This window comes from Pseudomonas sp. ChxA, from assembly GCF_030263855.1.
In the GTDB taxonomy this organism is placed as follows: Bacteria; Pseudomonadota; Gammaproteobacteria; order Pseudomonadales; family Pseudomonadaceae; genus Aquipseudomonas; species Aquipseudomonas fluorescens_CB.
In genome coordinates this window covers 4226077-4242396 of the sequence record NZ_JARPMK010000001.1, presented here as the reverse complement: position 1 = coordinate 4242396, position 16320 = coordinate 4226077, and the positions used below count along the sequence as shown (strand labels likewise).

At 60.8% G+C, this 16320-nt stretch carries 14 protein-coding genes; 10 read left to right on the top strand and 4 right to left on the bottom strand.

Annotation, left to right across the window (positions count from 1 at the left end):
• Positions 1 to 104: 104 nt before the first annotated feature.
• The 5 genes from P5706_RS18880 (at position 105) to P5706_RS18860 (ending at position 5604) form a co-directional block, all read left to right on the top strand.
• Positions 105 to 1463 (top strand): glutamine synthetase family protein, encoded by a 1359-nt coding sequence (locus P5706_RS18880; RefSeq protein ID WP_056859454.1) that lies wholly within the window; start codon positions 105 to 107, stop codon positions 1461 to 1463.
• Between the two features lie 23 nt (positions 1464 to 1486).
• Positions 1487 to 2575 (top strand): polyamine ABC transporter substrate-binding protein, encoded by a 1089-nt coding sequence (locus P5706_RS18875; RefSeq protein WP_285680835.1) that lies wholly within the window; start codon positions 1487 to 1489, stop codon positions 2573 to 2575.
• Positions 2572 to 3864: an NAD(P)/FAD-dependent oxidoreductase gene (locus P5706_RS18870; RefSeq protein WP_285680833.1), complete on the top strand. Its 1293-nt coding sequence runs from the start codon at positions 2572 to 2574 to the stop codon at positions 3862 to 3864. The genes P5706_RS18875 and P5706_RS18870 overlap by 4 nt, the downstream gene beginning before the upstream one ends.
• Positions 3865 to 4028: 164 nt before the next feature.
• Positions 4029 to 4709, top strand: coding sequence for a hypothetical protein (locus P5706_RS18865; protein ID WP_285680831.1), 681 nt, complete (start codon positions 4029 to 4031; stop codon positions 4707 to 4709).
• A gap of 10 nt (positions 4710 to 4719) precedes the next feature.
• Positions 4720 to 5604: an EamA family transporter gene (locus P5706_RS18860; protein WP_285680829.1), complete on the top strand. Its 885-nt coding sequence runs from the start codon at positions 4720 to 4722 to the stop codon at positions 5602 to 5604.
• Between the two features lie 1008 nt (positions 5605 to 6612).
• Here P5706_RS18860 and P5706_RS18855 read toward each other — a convergent pair.
• Positions 6613 to 7503, bottom strand: a complete 891-nt coding sequence (locus tag P5706_RS18855) for a LysR substrate-binding domain-containing protein (RefSeq protein WP_200434572.1) — start codon at positions 7501 to 7503, stop codon at positions 6613 to 6615.
• A gap of 115 nt (positions 7504 to 7618) precedes the next feature.
• Here P5706_RS18855 and P5706_RS18850 point away from each other — a divergent pair, with 115 nt between their 5' ends.
• From P5706_RS18850 to P5706_RS18840, 3 genes are read left to right on the top strand one after another with little or no spacing between them, the layout of a single operon-like run.
• Positions 7619 to 8623: an aldo/keto reductase gene (locus P5706_RS18850; RefSeq protein ID WP_285680827.1), complete on the top strand. Its 1005-nt coding sequence runs from the start codon at positions 7619 to 7621 to the stop codon at positions 8621 to 8623.
• Positions 8624 to 8640: 17 nt separating this feature from the next.
• On the top strand, positions 8641 to 9438 hold the full coding sequence (locus P5706_RS18845; protein ID WP_285680825.1) for an SDR family NAD(P)-dependent oxidoreductase: 798 nt from the start codon (positions 8641 to 8643) through the stop codon (positions 9436 to 9438).
• Positions 9439 to 9465: 27 nt separating this feature from the next.
• Positions 9466 to 9876, top strand: coding sequence for an SRPBCC family protein (locus tag P5706_RS18840; RefSeq protein ID WP_285680823.1), 411 nt, complete (start codon positions 9466 to 9468; stop codon positions 9874 to 9876).
• 130 nt (positions 9877 to 10006) lie between these two features.
• Here P5706_RS18840 and P5706_RS18835 read toward each other — a convergent pair whose 3' ends face one another.
• Both P5706_RS18835 and P5706_RS18830 read right to left on the bottom strand, forming a co-directional pair.
• Positions 10007 to 11398 carry a sensor histidine kinase gene (locus P5706_RS18835; protein ID WP_285680821.1) on the bottom strand — a complete coding sequence of 464 codons (1392 nt, stop codon included), beginning with the start codon at positions 11396 to 11398 and terminating at the stop codon, positions 10007 to 10009.
• Positions 11376 to 12059 carry a response regulator transcription factor gene (locus P5706_RS18830; protein ID WP_003219726.1) on the bottom strand — a complete coding sequence of 228 codons (684 nt, stop codon included), beginning with the start codon at positions 12057 to 12059 and terminating at the stop codon, positions 11376 to 11378. The genes P5706_RS18835 and P5706_RS18830 overlap by 23 nt, the downstream gene beginning before the upstream one ends.
• Positions 12060 to 12470: 411 nt before the next feature.
• On the opposite strand from P5706_RS18830, the gene P5706_RS18825 reads away from it, so the two are divergent.
• A complete protein-coding gene (locus P5706_RS18825) occupies positions 12471 to 13376 on the top strand; it encodes a hypothetical protein (protein ID WP_200434564.1) in 906 nt (301 codons plus the stop codon).
• A 161-nt stretch (positions 13377 to 13537) separates the two neighbouring features.
• On the opposite strand, the gene P5706_RS18820 is transcribed toward P5706_RS18825, so the two are convergent.
• A complete protein-coding gene (locus P5706_RS18820) occupies positions 13538 to 14779 on the bottom strand; it encodes a multidrug effflux MFS transporter (protein ID WP_285680815.1) in 1242 nt (413 codons plus the stop codon).
• Between the two features lie 94 nt (positions 14780 to 14873).
• Between P5706_RS18820 and pdxR the strand changes: the two genes are divergently transcribed.
• Positions 14874 to 16295 carry a MocR-like pyridoxine biosynthesis transcription factor PdxR gene (gene pdxR / locus P5706_RS18815; RefSeq protein ID WP_285680813.1) on the top strand — a complete coding sequence of 474 codons (1422 nt, stop codon included), beginning with the start codon at positions 14874 to 14876 and terminating at the stop codon, positions 16293 to 16295.
• Positions 16296 to 16320: the final 25 nt, after the last annotated feature.

Genomic DNA, 16320 nt, shown 5'->3' with positions numbered 1-16320 from the left:
TTGGTGCAAAGTGGATAGATGCCATTTGAAGGCTGGCCCAAGATAGACCTCAATGCGCCGGGAGTACAAGTCGGCGCGTGCAACCAACCCATGACGAGGTCCTTATGAACGCCCCCTTCGATCAGCTGTCCGCCTGGCTGAAAGAACACAAGATTACCGAAGTCGAATGCGTGATCAGTGATTTGACTGGCATCGCACGCGGCAAGATTGCGCCCACCAACAAGTTCCTGCATGAGCGAGGCATGCGCCTGCCGGAAAGTGTGTTGCTGCAAACGGTGACCGGGGACTTTGTCGACGACGATATCTACTACGACTTGCTCGACCCTGCCGACATCGACATGATCTGCCGGCCGGTGTCCAACGCCACCTACGTGGTGCCGTGGGCGATCGAACCCACCGCGATCGTGATCCACGACACTTTCGACAAACAAGGCAACCCCATCGAGTTGTCGCCGCGCAACGTGCTGAAAAAAGTCCTGCAGCTCTACACCGACAAAGGTTGGCAGCCGATTGTCGCGCCAGAAATGGAGTTCTACCTGACCCAGCGCTGCGAAGACCCGGACCTGCCGCTGAAAACCCCGGTGGGCCGTTCGGGCCGTGCCGAAACCGGGCGCCAGTCGTTTTCCATCGACGCCGCCAACGAATTCGACCCGCTGTTCGAAGACGTCTATGACTGGTGTGAACTGCAGGGTCTGGACCTCGACACGCTGATCCACGAAGACGGCCCGGCGCAGATGGAAATCAACTTCCGCCATGGCGATGCCCTCGACCTGGCCGACCAGATCACCGTGTTCAAACGCACCCTGCGTGAAGCCGCGCTCAAGCACAACGTGGCCGCGACCTTTATGGCCAAGCCGGTGGCCGACGAACCGGGCAGCGCCATGCACCTGCATCAGAGCGTGGTGGATATCGCCACAGGCAAGCCGGTGTTTGTCGACGCCGACGGCAAGATGAGCCAGCTGTTCTTGCATCACATCGGCGGCTTGCAAAAGTACATTCCCAAGCTGCTGCCGATGTTCGCGCCGAACGTGAACTCGTTCCGCCGCTTTTTGCCGGACACCTCAGCGCCGGTCAACGTGGAGTGGGGCGAAGAAAACCGCACCGTCGGCCTGCGTGTGCCGACCTCCAGTCCCGACGCGATGCGCGTGGAAAACCGCCTGCCGGGCGCGGATGCCAACCCCTACCTGGCGATTGCTGCGAGCTTGCTGTGCGGCTACCTGGGCATGATCGAGCAGATTGAACCGAGCGCGCCGGTGGAAGGCCGTGCCTACGAACGCCGCAACCTGCGCCTGCCGTTCACCCTCGAAGATGCGCTGGCGCGCATGGAGGACTGCGACACGGTCAAGCAGTACCTGGGCGATAAGTTCGTGCGTGGCTATGTGGCGGTCAAGCGCGCCGAGCACGAGAATTTCAAGCGGGTGATCAGTTCCTGGGAACGTGAGTTCCTGCTGTTGAGCGTCTAAAAAACCAATAAAGGGGTGTCGATATGCGTCTTGTGAAAAAGCTTCTCCCGCTGGCTCTCGTCGCGGCGTTCAGCAGCACCAGCCAGGCCGCCCAGACGGTCAGTGTCTATAACTGGACCGACTACATAGGCGAGACCACCTTGGCCGATTTCCAGGCCAAGACCGGGATCAAGGTGATCTATGACGTGTTCGACTCCAACGAAACCCTGGAAGGCAAGTTACTCGCCGGGCGCACCGGCTATGACGTGGTGGTACCGTCCAACCACTTCCTGGCGCGCCAGGTAAAAGCCGGCGCGTTCTTGAAACTCGACCGTTCGCAGTTGCCCAACTTCAAGAACCTTGACCCCAAACTGCTCAAGCTGCTGGAGAAAAACGACCCCGGTAACGCGCATTCGGTGCCGTACCTGTGGGGCACCAATGGCATCGGCTACAACGTCGACAAGGTCAAGCAGGTGCTGGGCATCGACCATATCGACTCATGGGCGGTGCTGTTTGAACCCGAGAACATCAAGAAGCTGCACGAGTGCGGCGTAGCCTTCCTGGATTCAGCCGATGAGCTGTTCCCGGCGATCCTCAACTACATGGGCAAAGACCCGCGCAGCGAAAACCCCGAGGATTACAAACAGGCCGAAGCCAAGCTGCTGACGCTGCGCCCGTACATCACCTATTTCCATTCTTCCAAGTACATCTCGGACCTGGCCAACGGCGATATCTGCGTGGCCTTCGGCTATTCAGGCGACGTATTTCAAGCCGCCAACCGCGCCAAGGAAGCCAAGAACGGCGTGAATATCGCCTACTCGATTCCCAAGGAAGGCTCCAACCTGTGGTTCGACCTGCTGGCGATTCCTGCCGATGCCGGCAACCCGAAAGAAGCCCACGCCTTTATCAATTATCTGCTCGACCCAGAGGTGATCGCCAAGGTCAGTGCCTCGGTCGGTTATGCCAACGCCAACCCGGCGGCCAAGCCCTTCATGGCGCCCGAACTGGTGAATAATCCTGAGGTGTACCCGTCCCAGGAAGTGCTCGACAAACTCTATATTTCCACCACGCCAACCCCGGCGACCATGCGCCTGATGACCCGCGCCTGGAGCAAAGTGAAGACCAACAAATGATCCAGTCCAATGACCATGCCCGGTCCTACTACCGGGCTTCGGCCAACGCCATGCCGGAGCGCCCGTCACTGGGCGCCGACCTGAGCGCTGATGTGTGCGTGATCGGCGGCGGGTTCACCGGCGTCAACACCGCCATCGAACTGGCCCAGCGTGGGCTCTCGGTGATCCTGCTGGAGGCCCGGCGTATCGGTTGGGGCGCCAGTGGGCGCAATGGCGGGCAATTGATCCGTGGTATCGGCCATGACGTGTCGGGGTTCGCCAAGTATGTGGGCGAGGAGGGCGTGCGTTACCTGGAGCGCGCCGGGATCGACTCGGTGGCGCTGGTGGGCGAGCGTATCGCCCAGCACAGCATTGACTGCGATTTGCGTTGGGGCTTTTGCGAACTGGCCAACACCCCGGCGCAGTTTGCCGCGTTCAAGGGCGAGCAGGCGGGCCTGGCGGCGCTGGGGTATGCCGCTGAAACCCGATTGGTCGGCCCGCAAGACATGGCGCAGGTGGTGGGCTCCAGCGTCTACGCTGGCGGCCTGGTGGACATGGGCTCCGGGCACTTGCACCCGCTGAACCTGGTGCTGGGCGAGGCACAGGTGGCCGAGTCGTTGGGGGTGAAGATTTTCGAACAGACCCAGGTGCTGGAGCTTGTACACGGCGATACGGTGCAGGTGCGTTGCGCCGGCGGTACGGTGCGCGCAGCTAATCTGGTACTGGCCTGTAACGCGCACTTGGAGGAACTGGAACCGCGCTTGAGCGGCAAGGTGCTGCCGGCGGGCAGTTACATCATCGCCACCGAGCCGCTGTCGGCCGAATTGGCCCAGCACTTGATCCCGCAAAACCTCGCCCTGTGCGACCAGAAAGTCGGGCTCGATTACTACCGGCTCTCGGCTGATCGGCGCCTGTTGTTCGGTGGCGCCTGCCATTACTCGGGGCGTGACCCTGCGGATATCGCCGCGTATATGCAGCCCAAGCTGCTCAAGGTGTTCCCGCAGTTGGCCGGCACCGCCATCGAGTTCCAGTGGGGCGGCAAGATCGGCATCACCGCGAACCGCTTTCCCCAGGTCGGGCGCCTCAAGCACTACCCGAATGTGTTCTACGCCCAAGGCTACTCCGGGCATGGCCTGAACGTGACCCATTGGTGCGCGCGCCTGCTCGCCGAAGGCATTCACGCCGGCGCAAGCCAGGGCCTGGACATCTTCAGCCAAGTGCCGCACATGACCTTCCCCGGTGGTAAAGCCTTGCGCTCGCCGCTGCTGGCGTTGGGGATGTTGTGGTATCGGTTGCGGGAAATGCTCTGACGGGACCTCGCGTTTAGCCTTTCGGGCGTGAGGGGGAAGTGATGAGGTGCCTGTGTGCAGGCACTTTTTATACGGTTTTGCTACTGACCGTACGGTTAGTTACCCGCCGCGCAATTCTTACGTAGATTCTGCCCCGCACGAAATACTGTCCAGGGAGGATGCCTATGTTTGACGTCAACCAACACCGACACGACTACTTCTACAACCTCGCCACGGTTATCGGCGGGATAATTCCCGATGACCTGTGCGATACGCTCGTGGCCCGTGTCAACAACATCATTGCGGTACAGGGCGTCGACTGGGTCAAGCACCAGGGCCTGGGCACCGATGCGGTTTCGGACTTGGGTGGGGTGTACAACCATCACATTTTCAAGGGCGACGACATCCGGCGCTATGTGCCGGAACTGACGGCGATCTACCACAGCCTGGTGCCGCTGATCAGCCTCATCACGCATACCGACACAGTGGTGTCGCCGTACCCGCCTTCCGATATCACTATCAAAGCCTATCCGGCCGGTGGCGGCACCCTTGGGCTGCATTACGACACCAATGGCATCACCGTGCTGCTGTTTCTCACCACTAACCAGGAAGCGCCGCTGTGCATGCAGGTCGAGCGCCACCATCCCAGCCAGGAAAAGCCCTGGATCGAGCACCGCAGGATTTTTGCCACCAAGGGTTCGTTGTTGATCATGCAGGGCCGTAAGACCCTGCATCACAGCGAGCCGACGGTGACTGAGCAAAAGCTTTCGGTGGTGTACAACTACTACGAGCGCCATGACACCTACCGCCACGAAGACTTCGACAACTTCGTTCACTTCGGCACGCCACCGAAGACATTGGCGTAAGGGGCGCGGTATGCAACTGAGCAAGCGCGACCTGGTTGCCGGGTTGGTTGTCACGATCATCTGGGGCGCCAACTTTTCGGTGATCGGCCTGGGGTTGCACTCACTCGACCCCTTTATGTTGACGCTGTTGCGGTTCACGTTTTGCGCAGTGCCGTTGGTGCTCTTTATCCCCAAGCCCCGGGGTGTTTCCTACGCTACGTTGGCGGCCTATGGCGTGTTGTTTGGTGCAGGGCTTTGGGGGGTGGTGAATGTGGCGATGCAGCACGGGTTGTCGGCGGGGATGTCGTCAGTGTTCCTGCAGTTCGGTGCGTTTTTCACCATCATTATGAGCCGCTTGTTTTTGCAGGAACCGATCAGCCGTGTGCACGGGGCGGGGATGCTGTTTAGCGTGGTGGGGTTGTTGATGATCTTGCAGGTGTCGGAGCAGCTCTCGACCACGTTGGGTATTTTGCTGGTGTTGGTGGCGGCGTTGTCGTGGTCGTTGTGCAACTTGATCGTAAAGGTTAACCGGCCTGAGGACATGGTGGCCTTTATCGTCTGGTCGAGCTTGTTTTCGATTCCTTTCCTATTGGTGATGACGTTGTATTTCGAGGGGGTCGTGGCGTTTTGCGATCTGTTGGGGGATTTGACCTGGGGCGCTGGGTTTTCGATTGTGTTCCAGTGTTATGTCACCACCCTCGTCGGTTACCGGGTCTGGAATAACCTGATGAAAAAATACCCGGCCTCGGTGGTGGCGCCGTTGTCGCTGATGGTACCGGTTTCGGGGTTGCTCACTTCCTACTGGTTCTTTGGTGAACAGCTGAGTGTGGAGCAGGGGTTTGCGATTGGGTTGGTGTTTGTGGGGATTGCGATTTTCGTTAATTCGGCGGGGATTATGGGTGGGTTGGGGCGGTAGTGGGTATGGGTGTATATCCGTTATTTGGGTAACGGCTGATATTGGTTCCGCTCTTACAGCGGGTCACTTTTGCAAGGACGCAAAAGTAACCAAAAGGTCCTCGCCCCACCACTCGGCACCTCGCTTAGGCTCGGTGTGCCCTCACTCCGGCTTGAATCCGTGGGCCGCCGCGATGGGCCATCCTTGGCCCAGCGCGGCTAACCCGGCGTCCTGCCGGGTTGCCCACGGATTCAAGCCTGCGTTCGGCCATCGTGGTTAACGGGGCGTCTCAGATCAAAATCAAAATCTACAGCACGGCGGCCTGAAAGCCGACCTGAGTGGTTGAAGCAAGAGCCAGATCAAGTGCAAGGCAAAAGCCTATCTACCTGACTCAACGCGGTTTAAGTGTGGGAGCGGGCTTGCTCGCGAATGCGGTGTATCAGTGACAGATGAATTGACTGACCCACCGCATTCGCGAGCAAGCCCGCTCCCACAGTTGACTGCATGCAGTTCTGAACATGTGCTTTTCTGTGGGAGCTGGCTTGCCTGCGATGCAGACACCTTGGTGTATCAGGTACACAGAGTTGATGCCATCGCAGGCAAGCCAGCTCCCACCTGTGACCGAGTATGGCTTTGCTGTTGCTGTTGCTGTTGCTGTTGCTCCGGCCCTTACATCCTTTTCGATGACGAAGTCAGCGGTCTTTTGATCTGCGCTTTTGATCGTGATCTTGATCTGAAATCGCCCCGTTAAACACGATGGCCGGAATCTGACAGGGATTTGGGGGGTAAACCGGCAGGGATGCCGGTTTAGCCGCGCTGGGCCAAGGATGGCCCATCGCGGCGACCCCCCAAATCACTGTCGGATTGCGGGCATGCCGAGCCATAGCGAGGCACCGAGTGTTGGGGCGAGGACCTTTTGGTTACTTTTGCGTCCTTGCAAAAGTGACCCGCTGTAAGAGCGGAACCATAGGCCGCCGTTACCTAAATAACGGATATACACACCAACGCCAACGCCAACACCAACACCCATCACCGCGGCTCAGTCAGCACCTTCCTGAACGTCTCCACCAACGGCCGCAAATTAACCCGATGCCACGCCGCCCACAGCGGTGTGGTGTAACTCAGCCATGGCAATTCACGCAGCACCACCCCAGGCGGCGCATTCCGGCTCAGCCCCTTTTGCACCATCGCCACACCCAAACCCGAGGCCACCAACCCCAGGGCCGTAAACGGCTCACTGGCTTCCATAGGGATTTGCGGCGTAAAACCCGCGCGAATGCACGCAGCCACGAAGTCATCCGCCGGGTTGGCGCCAAGCTTGCGTTGCACGCCGATCCACTCCTGATCAGCCAAATGCTCGGGTAACAACTCGCTTTGGCGCGCCAATGCATGCTGCTCCGGCAGTGCCAGCAGCATCGGCTCGTCCAGCACCTGCAGCGCCGTCAGATCCGGGTCATCGGTGGCCGGTGGCTCGCCGACCAGGGCAATGTCGAGGCTGCGTTGACGCAAGCCTTCGAGCTGTTCCAGCGACGGCAAGTTGTACAGCTTGATATGCACGGTGGGCCGGTCATCCCTCAATACGCGCAACGCATTGGGCAGCACGCCCGCATGCATGGCGTTTTCGATGTAGCCGATGCACAAGCCGCCTTCTTCGCCGCGCCCCAGGCGCTTGCCCAGCGATTCCAAGCGGTTGGCATGGGTCAACAGCGCCTTGGTTTCCGCCAGGAACGTCTGGCCATCGCGGGTCAGGCGGATGCGCTGTTGGCTGCGTTCGAACAGGGTCAGGCCCAGGCGCTCTTCGAGCTGGGCGATCTGCCGGCTCAGCGGCGACTGCGAAATATGCAGGCGCTCGGCGGCACGGCCGACATGTTCTTCTTCCGCGACCACTTCGAAGTAGCGCAGTTGGCGTAGATCAATCATGTGTAAGACCTTGCAGGACTCAAGTTGGTCGCAGTATGTCTTGGACGGTCCGATCTTCGCAATCTAGGATCTGCTCAACGGTCACAGCGACCCACCACGCCATTGAGGTTCCACCATGAGCTTGAAAGACAAATTGCCCGGTCAACTGGGCTTTGGCACTGCACCGCTGGGCAACATGTTCCGCGCGATCCCTGAAGACGAAGCCCAGGCCACGGTCGAGGCTGCCTGGAGCCAGGGCGTGCGTTACTTCGACACCGCTCCGTTCTACGGCTCGGGCCTGTCGGAAATTCGCCTGGGCCAGGCCCTGTCGCAGTACAACCGCGATGACTTCGTGCTGAGCACCAAAGTCGGCCGGGTGATTCTCGATGAAGTCGAAGAAAGCACTCGCGACCTCGGCGAAAAAAGCGGCGTGTTCGAACACGGCCGTCCCAACAAGATGCTCAACGACTACAGTGCCGACGCCACTTTGCGTTCCATCGAAGACAGCCTCGAGCGCCTGCAAACCGACCGCCTGGACATCGTGTGGATTCACGACATCGCCCAGGACTTCTACGGCGATCAATGGCTCGACTACTTCAACCAGGCCCGCACCGGCGCCTTCAAAGTACTGACCCGCCTGCGCGAAGAAGGCGTGATCAAGGCCTGGGGTCTGGGCGTCAACCGCGTTGAACCTTGCGAGTTGACCCTTGACCTCAGCGAAGCCCAGCCCGACGGCTTCCTGCTGGCCGGCCGCTACACCTTGCTGGACCACGAACGCGCCTTGCAGCGTTTGCTGGACGCAGCCTTGGCGCAGAACGTCGAGATCGTCGTCGGCGGCCCTTACAGCTCGGGCATTCTGGCCGGTGGCGCGCACTTCGAATATCAAAAAGCGAGCCCTGCGATCATCAGTAAAGTCGAGCAGATCAAGGCGATTGCCCAGGCGTTCGGCGTCAGCGTAAAAGCCGCAGCCCTGCAATTTTCGCTGGCTCACCCGGCCGTGGCGGCGGTGATTCCAGGTGCCAGTCGTCCGGGACGAATTGCCGAAGACGTTGCGGCGTTGTCAGAGAAGATTCCGGCAGCCTTCTGGCAGGCGCTGCGCGATGCCCGATTGATTTCGGCCCGTGCGCCTCTGCCGCTCTAACTTCAGGAGTACCACCGATGAACATTGATGTAAGCGGCAAAGTAGCCATCGTCAGCGGCAGCACCGCCGGTATTGGCCTGGGCATCAGCCAGGCGCTGGCCGCCTGTGGCGCAACCGTGGTGGTGATCGGGCGTGAATCGGGCAAGGTCGACGAGGCGCTGGCGAGCATTCGCCAGGCGGTGCCAGGTGCTGACCTGCGCGGGCTGGTGGCCGACATCGGCACCGCCGAAGGCGCCCAGAAACTGTTCGCCGCCGAACCGCGTGCCGACATTCTGGTTAACAACCTGGGCATCTTCAACGATGTGGATTTCTTCGACGCACCCGACAGCGAGTGGACGCGCTTCTACGAGGTCAATGTGATCTCCGGCGTGCGCCTGGCACGGCATTACACGCCCGGCATGGTCGAGCAGGGCTGGGGGCGGGTGATCTTCCTGTCGTCGGAGTCCGGCGTGGCCACACCGGCCGACATGATCAACTACGGCGTGACCAAAAGCGCCAACCTGGCGGTTTCCCATGGCCTGGCCAAGCGCCTGGCCGGCACCGGCGTGACGGTGAACGCAGTGCTGCCGGGGCCGACTTTTACCGACGGCCTGGAGCAGATGCTCAAGGACGCCACGCAAAAGTCCGGGCGCAGTGCGCGGGACGAGGCCGACGTATTTGTACGTAACGCACGGCCGACCTCGATCATCCAGCGCGCGGCGAATGTGGATGAAGTGGCGAACCTGGTGGCGTACATTGCTTCACCGCTGTCCTCTGCAACCACAGGCGCTGCGTTGCGGGTCGACGGTGGTGTTGTCGACAGCATGGCGATCTGAAGTCTTATTTTTCCTGGAGTATTTATTGTGGCGACAGCTTTTTCTGTAATTGAAATACCGGTTTCGGCCGATCAGGTCTGGCAATTGGTCGGTGGCTTTAACGCGCTGCCGGATTGGCTGCCGTTTATCGTCAAGAGCGAGCCGAGCGATGGCGGGCGCGTGCGCCACCTGCAAACCGCGGATGGCGGTGTGGTGGTCGAGCGTTTGCAGAGTTTTGATAACGTAGCGCGCAGCTACAGCTACACCATCGAGCAATCGCCGTTTCCGGTGAGTGCCTACCTGGCGACCTTGCAGGTAGAGGCGCTCACCGACAGCTCGGCGAAAGTGACCTGGTCGGGCGTGTTCACCCCGGCAGCCGGGACCACGGATGCGGCGGTGGAAGAGTTGTTCACCGGTGTGTACAGCGGCGGCCTCGAGGCGCTGCGCGCCAACTTCTAACTAACTGGCAAAGCCGTTTTAATGTGGGAGCTGGCTTGCCTGCGATAGCGGAGTGTCAGGCAATGCAAATTTGCCGGGTACATCGTCATCGCAGGCAAGCCAGCTCCCACAAGGTTTTGTAGCGCCTGGACTATTCGGGCATCAACTGCTGCCGACACTCCAATACCAACCGCGCACCGCCACTCTGGCTGCTGCCAACCTCCAGCTTGAACCCGTGCAAGTTGATGATCGCCGCCACAATCGACAAGCCCAAACCGAAGCCGCCTTGCTGGTCGCTTTCATCCACGCGATAAAAACGCTGGAACACCGCATCACGTTCCGCCGCCGGAATACCCGGCCCGGAGTCGTGCACTTCGATACGCGTGCTGCCGCCGTCATTCACACCACGCAAGATCACTTCACCACCGGCGGGCGAGAACTTGATCGAGTTGCTCAGCAGGTTGGCCAAGGCTTCGAATAACAGTGCACGGTCGCCGGTGATCCACGGCAGCGCTTCTGGCACTTCGAGGCGCAGCTGCAGTTCGCCTTCTTCGGCCAATGGCAGATAAAAGTCATGCAGCTCACGCAGCAGCGGCAGCGGGTCCATCACCAGGAAACCCGAGCGGCGCTGGTGGTCTTCCAGCTCCGAGATGCGCAACAGCCCGCGAAAGCGCGCCATCAGCGTATCGGTCTCGGCGATGGCGTCGTCGAGCTTCACCGCGTACACCGAGTTCTCCTCGGCTTCCTGCTTGATGCGGTACAGCTGCGCGCGCAAGCGTGTCAGCGGGGTGCGCAGGTCGTGGGCGATGTTGTCGCACACGCCCTTGACCTCGTTCATCAGCTTCTCGATGCGGTCGAGCATGGCGTTGACGATGGCCGCGAGCATGTCCAGTTCATCACGCCGATTGGACAGCGGCAAACGGTGGGTCAGGTCGCCAGCGACGATGGCCTCGGCACTTGCCTGGATCCCGCGAATACGCCGCAATGGGCGGCGGCGCAATAAATGCCAACCAGCAGCTCCCGGAATAATCGTAAGCGACAGCGCCCACAGCAGTGCATGCCAGATGATCCGGGTGACGCCGAACAGCGAACCATTGGCTCGCACCAGCACCAGCCAGCGGCCGTCTTCGGTGTGGGTGGCCACGGCGTCGCAGCTGTCTTTGGGCAGTTTGGGGTCGTCGGACTCGACGCAATTGGCCAGCGCGTGGATCTTGCCGTCCAGCGGCAAGTCCGGCGGCACGGCGCGGATCGGCCCGCTCAAGGGGCGAAATTGCTCATCGAACAGGCCGTAGGCGTCCACGCCCTTCATGTCGAAGGTCATACTGGTGGTCAGGGCTTCCACCAGTTCTTCGCCGTCGAAACGCTGAAACAAGTGCTGGCGCTGCATCAGCGAGTGGCGGGACAGGTCGCCCAGGTAACCCGACACTTCGAAATACAACACCCCCATGAGGATGCAACTCCAGGCCACGAACAGCGAGCTGTAGAGCGCCAGCAAGCGGCTGCTGGAGGAGCGCCAGCCCTTAGAGGGGTTCAGCAATGACATAACCGGAACCTCGTACCGTGCGGATCAGCGGCGTGAGGCCCGGTGGATCGATTTTCTTGCGCAGGCGACCGATGTGCACATCGATCAGGTTGGTGCCCGGGTCGAAGTGATAACCCCAGACTTCCTCGAAGATCATCATCCGCGACAGGATCTGCCCGGTGTTGCGCATCAGGAACTCGAGCAGTTTGTATTCGGTGGGCAACAGGCTCAGCGGCTGCTCGGCACGGCTGGCTTCGCGGCTGATCAGGTTGAGTTCCAGGTCGGCCACGCGCAGGGCGGTTTCGAACTCCTTGACCGTGCTTTTGCGCCGCAGCAGCACTTCGACACGGGCGGCCATTTCGTCGGAGGCGAACGGCTTGGTCAAGTAGTCATCACCACCGGCCCGCAGGCCTCGCACGCGTTCATCGACATCGGAGAGGGCGCTGATCATCAAGATCGGCGTCGACACCCCGATGGTGCGCAGGGTCGTGACGATGGCCAGGCCATCCAACTCCGGCAGCATCCGGTCGAGGGTGATCAGATCGTAATCACCACTCACAGCACGGACCAGGCCTTCGCGGCCGTTGTCCACCCAATCCACATCCAGTCCATGGCTACTCAGCTCTGCGACGATCTCGCGGGCCGTTACGGCGTCATCCTCGATGGTCAAAATACGGGTCATAGGATTACCTGGTGAGCGATTCACACTAGAAGTGGGGTCATTTTGCCAAGAAGTAGCTGAATGTTTCCTAAATTAAACTTCATCTTGGCAAAACCACCACAATTTTCCGGGTTGGACACTTTTATTGTGGGAGCAGGCTTGCCTGCGATAGCGGTGTATCAGACATAAAATATCAACCTGCAAGACCGCTATCGCGGGCAAGCCAGCTCCCACAGTGAGCGGGTTTGCAGGGAGATTGCATAAAGCACGCCCGCCAATGTGGTTTCTTGCAAGTTGCACGGTCCCAGGAAGTTCAATTTAGTTAAATTATTGAAATTAAAGGATATTAATTTTTTGCCCGGCTGGCATGCTGCCTGCACTGTCCCTTTTGAGACTTGTAACACTATTTTTCCTGCCGGGAGCAAAACAACAATGATCACATCGTCATCCACGCTGCAAGAGTCAAGCGCGCGCTCTGGGGTTTCCTGGGGCGCAATCTTTGCCGGGGCCGCTGCGGCGGCTGCACTGTCGCTTATCCTGGTGCTGCTGGGCTTCGGCCTGGGCTTTTCGGCGGTGTCGCCGTGGGCCGACAGCGGCATGAGCGCCAAGGGGCTGGGTATTTCCACGATTATCTGGCTGGCATTCACCCAAATCGTCGCTTCGGGCCTGGGCGGTTACATTGCCGGCCGGTTGCGTGTGAAGTGGGCGAATATGCATGGCGATGAAGTGTACTTTCGCGACACTGCCCATGGCTTCCTCGCTTGGGCCGTCGCCACTTTGGTCACCGCAGTACTGGTGGTCGGTTCGGTCAGCAGCGTGGTCAGCGGCGGCGTGAAAGCCGGTGCCAGTGTTGCCGCAGGTGCCGCCAGCGGCATCAGCCAGGCCGCCGGTAGCGCAGCCAAAGGCGCCAACAGCGGCGACTTCGACTACTACGTCGACAGCCTCTTCCGCGATGACCGCCCAGCTGCCGTCAGCGATGACGCGGTACACGGTGTGGTTGCACGTATCCTCACCCGCACCCTGAGCAACGACGGCCAACTGGCACCGGAAGACCGTACCTACCTGGCCCAGTTGATCAGCCAGCGCACCAACCTCAGCCAGGCCGATGCCGAAGCGCGTATCGACAAAGTGTACGGCGAAGCCCGTAAAGCCATTGACGATGCCAAGCTCAAAGCCAAGCAAGCGGCCGACACTGCCGCCAAAGTCGCTGCCTACGCCTCGCTGTGGACCTTTGTGACCCTGTTGATCGGCGCGTTCTTTGCCAGCTTCGCGGCTACCTTCGGCGGTCGTCGTCGGGATGCTGTGGTGTACGTCGAAACCGAAAACTACGTTCGTTAATTCAAGGAGAACATCATGCGCTCATTACTACTGTGGTTCCTCGGCGTGCCGATTCCGGTGATCATCCTGATCGCGATCTTTATGCACTGATCCAGGTTAACTGTGGGAGCGGCGGTGCGACGACTCGACTTGCCCGCGATGACGGAGTGTCAGTTGATGGATTATCTGACTGACACACCGCTATCGCGGGCAAGTCGAGTCGTCGCACCGCCGCTCCCACATTGGGTTTTGTGCAGTGTCAGCCAGCTTGTGATCAGCAATGCACTGGCCACTGCGGTCATGATCAGCAAGGGCAGTGAAGTGCCATCCGATAACAACCCCGTCACCCAGCTGCTCACCGCCGTCAGGAACATCTGGATAAAAAAGAACAACCCCGACGCCGTCCCCGCAATCGCGCCATAGGGCTGCAGCACCGACAGCTGGCAGGCCGGAATCACCATTCCCACCGACACCATGATCACCACCATCGGCAGTACAATCGCCAGCCATTCTCCCGGCAGCGCGAGGGTCGCCATCGCCAGCAAAACGCTGCCCAGCACATTCAAGCCGATCCCAGCGTTGATCAAACGGTCGGGTCCGAAACGCACCACCAGGCGCCGAAACAAGTTTGCCCCGAGCATGTAGCCGCTGATGGTCGCGGCAAATACCAGCGCGTATTGCGTGGCCGTCAGTTGGTAGCCGCGCTGCAACAGCGAAGACGACTCGCTGATAAACGGAAAATACGTGCTGTACACACAGCCGATGGCCAGGGCGTAACGCAGGAAATAGCGATCACGCAGCAGTTGGCCATACACGCGCAGCAGGTTGCTCGGCGGCGCGGCGGCAACTTCCGGCGGGCGGGTTTCCGGCAGGCGGCGGTAAACCACCAGGCATAGCCCGGCGCCGATCACGGCCAGCAGCCCAAACAAACCTCGCCAGTTGATCAAGGGCAGCATCAGGCTGCCAAGTACCGGCGCGGCCATCGGCGAGATCGCCATGGCCATGGAGATCAGGCCCAGCAGGCGCGCCTGTTCGTGGCGGTCGAAGTAATCGCGCACGATCACGCGGCCGATCACCGTGGTACAGCAACCGCCGAGAGCCTGGAACAGCCGGGCGATCACCAGCACGCCGAGGCTGTCGGCCTGGGCGCAGGTCACCGTCGCCACCACGTACAGCAGTAGCCCGGCCAGCAAGACCGGGCGCCGGCCGAAACGGTCGGTCAACGGGCCGCTGACCAGCAGGGAAATCGCCGAACCCAGGGTGTACAGCGTGAGGGTCAGTTGCAGTTGGCTGTCGCTGCTGTGGAAGTAGTCAGCCATGGCGGGCAAGGCTGGCAGATGCAGGTCGAGCGTGAGGCGGGGCAGGGCGATCAGCACGGTCAGCAGGACCAGCCAGAACCCGGTGGAGAGGGCGCGTTGAGTCATGGGAAGCTTCTTCGTTAACGAGTAGAGCCTGAACTCTAACGACTTTGTGGTTTAATCCTTTGAGCCACTTATGGCTTAAAACACTGGACCACTTATGCGCCGAGGAAAAACCGCCGCTACCCTGGACCTTCCGCGCCCGGATACATTGAACGCAGGCAAGCAACAGGGCGCCTATGACGCGTTGCGCGCCGCCATCCTCAACCGGCAGCTGCCGGCGGGCAGCCGCTTGCCGTCGACCCGCAGCCTGGCCGAGCGCTGGCTGGTGTCGCGTGGCACCCTGGAGGCGGCGTTCGAGCGCTTGCACAGCGAGGGTTACGTAGAACGTGTGGCGGGCTCCGGCACACGGGTGAGTGCGGTGATCCCCGAGCAATTTATTGCGGCCCCGGCGCTGAGCAGCCACCCACGCCGCCTGGCCGTGCCTGACCAGCCCGATACAGGTGTGCAAAGCCACGTGCCCTTTGTGGCCCGGCGCCCGGATGCCAGCCTGTTCGATTTGAAAACCTGGGCACGCTGTATTTCCCGTGGCTTGCTGTCGGCGGGGCCGGGTGCCCTGGAGGCCGCGCACCCGGCTGGGTTACCGGCGTTGCGTGAGCAAATCGCCGACTACTTGCGCAGTTATCGCGGCATGCGCTGCGAGGCGGATGAAGTGATTGTGACCACGGGCATTCGTCACGCCCTTGACCTGATCGCGCGCACCTTGCTCAAGCCCGGCGACACCGCTTGCGTCGAAGACCCAGGTTATAAGCCCGCTCGGCGGCTGTTCAGCCTGGCTGGCGCGCAGGTTCAATCGATCCCGGTCACGGCCGACGGCCTCGACACTGACCAGCTCCCAGGCACGGCGCGCCTGGCTTACGTGTCGCCTGCCCACCAGGCGCCATTGGGCATGACCTTGTCGGTCTCGCGCCGCCTGGCAATGCTGGACTGGGCCGCCCGCGCTGACGCCTGGGTGGTCGAAGACGATTACGACAGCGAATACAACTACAACAGCGCGCCACTGGCCGCGCTCAAAGCCCTGGATTCCGGCGACCGGGTGATCTACTGCGGCAGCTTCAACAAGAACCTGTTTCCCGGCTTGCGTGTGGGTTTCATGGTGGTGCCCAGGGCGCTGCGTCCCGCGTTATTGCGCACCTCACAATTGACCGGGCATTCGGTGGGTGCCACGGATCAGTTGGGCCTGGTCGAGTTCCTGGGCAGTGGTGCGTTCGTGCGCCATTTGCGCGCTTCCCGCCAAGCCTATCAGGCGCGCCGCGATGCGTTGCTCGCCTGCCTGCCGCAGGGCTGCAGGGTCAGCGGCCAGCAGGCTGGGTTGCATTTTGTGCTGTGGTTGCCGGCAGGCGTCTGCGAGGCGGATTTTTGTAGCCGCGCTGCCGCCGTCGGCCTGACCTTGCAGCCGTTGGGCAAGTTCTGTGACGAGGCCAGCCTGGAGCCTGCGGTGATCATCGGCTACACCGCGCTGACCCTGGCGCAGATTCGTTTTCACGGTCGAGTGCTCACGAAATTGTTAATGGCGGCTTAACTGCCCCTTGGCTAGACTCGCGCCC

Coding starts and splice junctions, on each gene's coding strand:
- P5706_RS18880 (WP_056859454.1), top strand. CDS start 105: ATGAACGCCCCCTTCGATCAGCTGTCCGCCTGGCTGAAAGAACACAAG.
- P5706_RS18875 (WP_285680835.1), top strand. CDS start 1,487: ATGCGTCTTGTGAAAAAGCTTCTCCCGCTGGCTCTCGTCGCGGCGTTC.
- P5706_RS18870 (WP_285680833.1), top strand. CDS start 2,572: ATGATCCAGTCCAATGACCATGCCCGGTCCTACTACCGGGCTTCGGCC.
- P5706_RS18865 (WP_285680831.1), top strand. CDS start 4,029: ATGTTTGACGTCAACCAACACCGACACGACTACTTCTACAACCTCGCC.
- P5706_RS18860 (WP_285680829.1), top strand. CDS start 4,720: ATGCAACTGAGCAAGCGCGACCTGGTTGCCGGGTTGGTTGTCACGATC.
- P5706_RS18855 (WP_200434572.1), bottom strand. CDS start 7,503: ATGATTGATCTACGCCAACTGCGCTACTTCGAAGTGGTCGCGGAAGAA.
- P5706_RS18850 (WP_285680827.1), top strand. CDS start 7,619: ATGAGCTTGAAAGACAAATTGCCCGGTCAACTGGGCTTTGGCACTGCA.
- P5706_RS18845 (WP_285680825.1), top strand. CDS start 8,641: ATGAACATTGATGTAAGCGGCAAAGTAGCCATCGTCAGCGGCAGCACC.
- P5706_RS18835 (WP_285680821.1), bottom strand. CDS start 11,398: ATGTCATTGCTGAACCCCTCTAAGGGCTGGCGCTCCTCCAGCAGCCGC.
- P5706_RS18830 (WP_003219726.1), bottom strand. CDS start 12,059: ATGACCCGTATTTTGACCATCGAGGATGACGCCGTAACGGCCCGCGAG.
- P5706_RS18825 (WP_200434564.1), top strand. CDS start 12,471: ATGATCACATCGTCATCCACGCTGCAAGAGTCAAGCGCGCGCTCTGGG.
- P5706_RS18820 (WP_285680815.1), bottom strand. CDS start 14,779: ATGACTCAACGCGCCCTCTCCACCGGGTTCTGGCTGGTCCTGCTGACC.
- pdxR (WP_285680813.1), top strand. CDS start 14,874: ATGCGCCGAGGAAAAACCGCCGCTACCCTGGACCTTCCGCGCCCGGAT.